The 5,498-nt window shown below is 64.8% G+C and carries 6 protein-coding genes; 5 read left to right on the forward strand and 1 reads right to left on the reverse strand.

All coding sequences use genetic code 11. The features are described from left to right. From atpA to JCM9942_RS10245, 4 genes are all read left to right on the forward strand, one after another. Window positions 1–1,181, forward strand: a 1,181-nt coding sequence (gene atpA / locus JCM9942_RS10230; protein WP_054659454.1) for a F0F1 ATP synthase subunit alpha, incomplete at its 5' end; no start/stop codon positions are given. A 72-nt stretch (window positions 1,182–1,253) separates the two neighbouring features. Further along, the gene (gene atpG, locus JCM9942_RS10235) at window positions 1,254–2,117 is read left to right on the forward strand and encodes a F0F1 ATP synthase subunit gamma (protein WP_054659456.1); all 864 of its coding nucleotides are present in this window, start codon (window positions 1,254–1,256) and stop codon (window positions 2,115–2,117) included. Between the two features lie 38 nt (window positions 2,118–2,155). After that, window positions 2,156–3,562, forward strand: coding sequence for a F0F1 ATP synthase subunit beta (atpD, locus tag JCM9942_RS10240; RefSeq protein WP_054659458.1), 1,407 nt, complete (start codon window positions 2,156–2,158; stop codon window positions 3,560–3,562). Between the two features lie 80 nt (window positions 3,563–3,642). Beyond that, window positions 3,643–4,065, forward strand: a complete 423-nt coding sequence (locus tag JCM9942_RS10245; RefSeq protein ID WP_054659460.1) for a F0F1 ATP synthase subunit epsilon — start codon at window positions 3,643–3,645, stop codon at window positions 4,063–4,065. A gap of 217 nt (window positions 4,066–4,282) precedes the next feature. Here JCM9942_RS10245 and JCM9942_RS10250 read toward each other — a convergent pair whose 3' ends face one another. Next, a complete protein-coding gene (locus JCM9942_RS10250; RefSeq protein ID WP_054659462.1) occupies window positions 4,283–4,666 on the reverse strand; it encodes a GtrA family protein in 384 nt (127 codons plus the stop codon). 81 nt (window positions 4,667–4,747) lie between these two features. On the opposite strand from JCM9942_RS10250, the gene JCM9942_RS10255 reads away from it, so the two are divergent. After that, window positions 4,748–5,498: NTP transferase domain-containing protein (locus JCM9942_RS10255; protein WP_157722863.1), on the forward strand; the 751-nt coding region annotated here is incomplete at its 3' end.

The following is a 5,498-nucleotide window of genomic DNA, read 5'->3' on the forward strand; positions in this document are numbered from 1 at the left end:
GGGCCACCTCGCTGACCGCGCCGGTGGAGCGCGTGGCGCCGGGCGTGATCTGGCGCAAGTCGGTCGACCAGCCGGTGCAGACCGGTTACAAGTCGGTCGACTCGATGATCCCGATCGGCCGTGGCCAGCGTGAGCTGGTCATCGGTGACCGTCAGACCGGCAAGACCGCGCTGGCCATCGATGCGGTGATCAACCAGAAGGGCACCGGCATCAAGTGCGTGTACGTGGCGATCGGCCAGAAGGCCTCGACCGTTGCCAACATCGTGCGCAAGCTGGAAGAGAACGGCGCGCTGGCCCACACCGTGGTCGTCGCCGCCACCGCTTCCGAGTCGGCCGCGATGCAGTACATCAGCGCCTACTCCGGCTGCACCATGGGCGAGTACTTCATGGACCGCGGCCAGGACGCGCTGATCGTGTACGACGATCTGTCCAAGCAGGCCGTGGCCTACCGCCAGATCTCGCTGCTGCTCAAGCGCCCGCCGGGCCGTGAAGCCTATCCGGGTGACGTGTTCTACCTGCACTCCCGCCTGCTGGAACGTGCGGCCCGCGTCTCGGAAGAGTACGTGGAGAAGTTCACCAACGGTGAAGTGAAGGGCAAGACCGGCTCGCTGACCGCGCTGCCGATCATCGAGACCCAGGCCGGCGACGTGTCCGCGTTCGTGCCGACCAACGTGATCTCGATCACCGACGGCCAGATCTTCCTGGAAACCGACCTGTTCAACGCCGGTATCCGCCCGGCCGTGAACGCCGGTATCTCGGTGTCGCGCGTCGGTGGTGCGGCCCAGACCAAGATCATCAAGAAGCTGTCCGGCGGCATCCGTATCTCGCTGGCCCAGTACCGCGAGCTGGCCGCGTTCGCGCAGTTCGCCTCGGATCTGGACGAAGCCACCCGCAAGCAGCTGGAGCGCGGCCAGCGCGTGACCGAGCTGATGAAGCAGAAGCAGTACGCGCCGATGTCGATCGCCGACCAGGCCCTGTCGATCTACGCCGTCAACGAGGGTTTCCTCGACGACGTGCCGGTCAACAAGGTGCTGGCGTTCGAAGCCGGCCTGCACGCGCACTTTGCCAACACGGCCGGTGAGCTGATCGCCAAGATCAACGACTCCGGTGCATGGAACGACGAGATCGAAGCCGCTTTCAAGAAGGGCATCTCCGAGTTCAAGACCACTGGCAGCTGGTAATCGCCCAGGCGATGACCGGCAGGGGGTGGCCGCACGGCCACCTCCCAACCAAGTAAGCAGAGCGAGCGAGAAATGGCAGGCGGACGCGAAATCAAAACCAAGATCAAGAGCGTGCAGAACACCCGCAAGGTGACGCGCGCGCTCGAAATGGTCTCGGCCTCCAAGATCCGCAAGGCGCAGGAGCGGATGAAGACCTCGCGTCCGTACGCGCAGGCGATGAAGCAGGTGATCGGCCACCTGGCCCAGGCCAGCACCGATTTCCAGCATCCGTTCCTGGTGGAGCGTGATCAGGTCAAGCGTGTCGGCTACATCGTGATCTCTTCCGATCGCGGCCTGGCTGGCGGCCTGAACAACAACCTGTTCCGCAAGACTGTGGCGGAAATGCGTGACTGGCAGGACAAGGGTGCCGAGATCGACGTGGTGACCATCGGCCAGAAGGCCGGTGTGTTCTTCCGCCGCGTCAACGTCAACATGGCCGCCTCGGTGGCCAATATCGGCGACCAGCCCAAGCTGGAAACGCTGATCGGCGTGATCAAGGTCATGCTCGACGCCTTCACCGAGGGCAAGGTCGATCGCGTGTACCTAGTCTACAACCGCTTCATCAACACGATGACGCAGAAGGCCACGTTCGACCAGCTGCTGCCGTTGCCTGCCGCCGAGACCCAGGTGGCCGCGCATGATTGGGATTACCTGTACGAACCCGATGCCGCGACCGTGCTCGAGCACGTGATCACGCGTTACATCGAGTCGCTGGTGTACCAGGCGGTGCTGGAAAATGTGGCGTCCGAGCACGCGGCACGCATGGTGGCGATGAAGGCGGCAAGCGACAACGCGAACAAGCTGATCGGAACCCTGCAGCTGGTCTACAACAAGGCCCGCCAGGCAGCGATCACCCAGGAAATTTCCGAAATCGTCGGCGGCGCAGCAGCGGTCTGACCGCGCGCAGTCAAAGCACACATTTAGAGGATGCAGCAATGAGTCAGGGCAAGATCGTTCAGATCATCGGCGCCGTCGTCGACGTCGAATTCCCGCGTAGCGACGTGCCGAAGGTGTACGACGCACTGAAGGTCGACAACACCGAAATCACGCTGGAAGTGCAGCAGCAGCTCGGCGACGGCGTGGTCCGTTGCATCGCGCTGGGCTCCACCGACGGCCTGAAGCGCAACCTGGTCGCCACCAACACCGGCCGCGCCATCTCGGTGCCGGTCGGCGCCGGCACCCTGGGCCGCATCATGGACGTGCTGGGTCGCCCGATCGACGAAGCCGGTCCGGTCGATGCTTCGGACACCTGGGAAATCCATCGCGCGGCACCGTCGTACGAGGACCAGTCCTCGGCCACCGAGCTGCTGGAAACCGGCATCAAGGTCATCGACCTAATGTGCCCGTTCGCCAAGGGCGGCAAGGTCGGCCTGTTCGGCGGCGCCGGCGTCGGCAAGACCGTCAACATGATGGAGCTGATCAACAACATCGCCAAGGCGCACAGCGGTCTGTCCGTGTTCGCCGGCGTGGGTGAGCGTACCCGAGAGGGCAACGACTTCTACCACGAGATGAAGGACTCCAACGTCCTGGACAAGGTGGCGATGGTGTACGGCCAGATGAACGAGCCGCCGGGCAACCGTCTGCGCGTGGCCCTGACCGGCCTGACCATGGCCGAGTACTTCCGCGACGAGAAGGACGCCAACGGCAAGGGCAAGGACGTGCTGCTGTTCGTGGACAACATCTACCGCTACACCCTGGCCGGTACCGAAGTGTCGGCGCTGCTGGGCCGTATGCCGTCGGCGGTGGGTTACCAGCCGACCCTGGCCGAGGAAATGGGCGTCCTGCAGGAACGCATCACCTCGACCAAGACCGGTTCGATCACCTCGATCCAGGCCGTGTACGTGCCCGCGGACGACCTGACCGACCCCTCGCCGGCCACCACCTTCGCCCACTTGGACGCCACCGTGGTGCTGTCGCGTAACATCGCCTCGCTGGGTATCTACCCGGCAGTCGATCCGCTGGACTCGACCTCGCGCCAGCTCGACCCGCAGGTCATCGGCACCGAGCACTACGAAACCGCCCGCGGCGTGCAGGCCACCCTGCAGAAGTACAAGGAACTGAAGGACATCATCGCCATCCTGGGTATGGATGAGCTGTCCGAGGAAGACAAGCAGGCCGTGTCGCGCGCCCGCAAGATCGAGCGCTTCTTCAGCCAGCCGTTCCACGTGGCCGAAGTGTTCACCGGTTCGCCGGGCAAGTACGTGTCGCTGAAGGACACCATCCGCGGCTTCAAGGCCATTCTGGATGGCGAATACGACCACCTGCCGGAGCAGGCGTTCTACATGGTCGGCGGTATCGAAGAAGCGGTCGAGAAGGCCAAGAAGATGGCCGAAAAGGCCTAAGTCCTGCGTAGGGCGGAGTTCGCTCCGCCCTTTGCAACCTGTGGTGGGCGCTGCCCACCCAACCAGGCGAAGAGAGTTCCATGAGCACCATTCGTTGCGACATCGTCAGTGCCGAACAGCAGATTTTCAGTGGCGAAGCGACCCTGGTCGTGGCGACCGGTGAGCTGGGCGAGCTGGGCATCGCGCCCAAGCACGCGCCGCTGATCACCCGTCTGAAGCCGGGCAAGGTCGTGGTCACCACCGCTGCCGGCGAGCAGCTGGATTTCGCCATTTCCGGCGGCATCCTGGAAGTGCAGCCGCAGGTCGTGACCGTGCTGGCCGATACCGCCATTCGCGCCACCGACATCGACGAGGCGGCGGTGCGCAAGGCCAAGGAAGAAGCCGAGCGTGTGCTGGCCAACCGTGGCGAAGCCATGGAGCTGGCCGAAGCGCAGCAGCGCCTGGCCGAGGTCACCGCGCAGCTGCAGGCGCTGGAGCGTCTGCGCCGCAACCTCAAGCACTGAGGTTCGCGGACAACGCATCGAAAACGCCGGCCCTGTGCCGGCGTTTTCGTTTTCTGCGGCGCAGGGACCGGACTGGTATGGCTGCATGCGCCCGCATGGTCACGGCCAAGTCCACGCGCCACTACGGATGGTGCGTTCTGTGGCTGTGGTTGCGGGTGCCGGCGGGACGGTATCGGCGCTGCAGGGTGTGACATGTACAGGCGCGGCCGGGCGGCACTCAGCGATACACCAGATGCCGGAGCAGGAAGAAGGTCACCACGGCCAGCCCGCCTTCCACCAGCGGTTTGGCCAGCCACGCCATCTGCAGACCCAGCTGCTGCGCGGTGTAGCTGACCAGCACGGTGCTGATCACGGTCATTGCCAGCCACAGCACCAGAAAGCGCGCGAAACGCTTCCAACCGTGGCGTTGCTGCCCGTGCCGGGAGAAGGTGTAGCGGCCGTTGAGCCAGAACCCCATCAAGGCGCCACTGACCCTGCCGAGCAGATTGCCGGGCGCCGCAGGAAGTCCCAGCGAAGTTGCGGCAACGAACACCCCCCAGTCCAGCAACAGCTGCAATAGCCCGATAGCGATGTACTGGCTGCTTTGACGGAACAGACTCATCAGCGGTGCGTTTTCCCTTTTGCCTGTAATGCTAACCAGCGCAGGCTTAGAATCCGAGCATCTTTCAAGGAAGTTGTCCGCATGACCCAGCCGCTGCACGTCATCATCCTCGCCGCCGGTGCCGGCAAGCGTATGAAGTCGGTTCTGCCCAAGGTGCTGCAGCCCATTGCCGGGCGACCGATGCTGGCACACGTGATCGACACCGCGCGGCAGTTGCAGCCGGCCGGCATCCATGTGGTCTATGGCCATGGCGGTGAGGCGGTACGTGCGGCGTTTGCCGACCAGGATGACCTGATCTGGTCCGAGCAGCGCCAGCAGCTGGGCACCGGCCATGCGGTGCGGCAGGCGATGCCGGAGGTTCCCGACACCGCGCAAGTGCTGGTGCTGTACGGCGATGTGCCGTTGATGCGCGCCGATACCCTCAGGGCGCTGCTGGGCGGCGCGCCGCGACTGGCGGTGCTGGTGGCCGAACTGGAGGATCCCACCGGTTACGGCCGCATCGTGCGCGATGCCGAAGGCAAGGTCGCGGCCATCGTCGAGCAGAAGGATGCCGACCACGAGCAGCAGCGGATTTCGACGGTCAACACCGGCATCATCACCGCCGAATCCACCGCGTTGCGGCGATGGCTGGGCGCGCTGTCCAACGCCAACGCGCAAGGCGAGTACTACCTGACCGACGTGTTCGCCTTCGCCGCAGCCGAGTACACCGCCGCGGAGATGGTGCGGGTGGCCGATGCCCAGGAAGCGGAGGGGGCAAACGATCCCTGGCAGCTGGCGCAGCTGGAGCGGGCATGGCAGCTGCGCGCGGCCAAGGCGCTGTGCGCGCAGGGCG

Source organism: Stenotrophomonas pictorum JCM 9942, assembly GCF_001310775.1.
Lineage (GTDB): Bacteria > Pseudomonadota > Gammaproteobacteria > Xanthomonadales > Xanthomonadaceae > Stenotrophomonas > Stenotrophomonas pictorum.

Bases quoted from the DNA above. Each gene is read 5' to 3' on its own strand.
- JCM9942_RS10250 (WP_054659462.1), bottom strand. From the start codon at position 4,666: ATGAGTCTGTTCCGTCAAAGCAGCCAGTACATCGCTATCGGGCTATTG.
- atpD (WP_054659458.1), top strand. From the start codon at position 2,156: ATGAGTCAGGGCAAGATCGTTCAGATCATCGGCGCCGTCGTCGACGTC.
- JCM9942_RS10245 (WP_054659460.1), top strand. From the start codon at position 3,643: ATGAGCACCATTCGTTGCGACATCGTCAGTGCCGAACAGCAGATTTTC.
- atpG (WP_054659456.1), top strand. From the start codon at position 1,254: ATGGCAGGCGGACGCGAAATCAAAACCAAGATCAAGAGCGTGCAGAAC.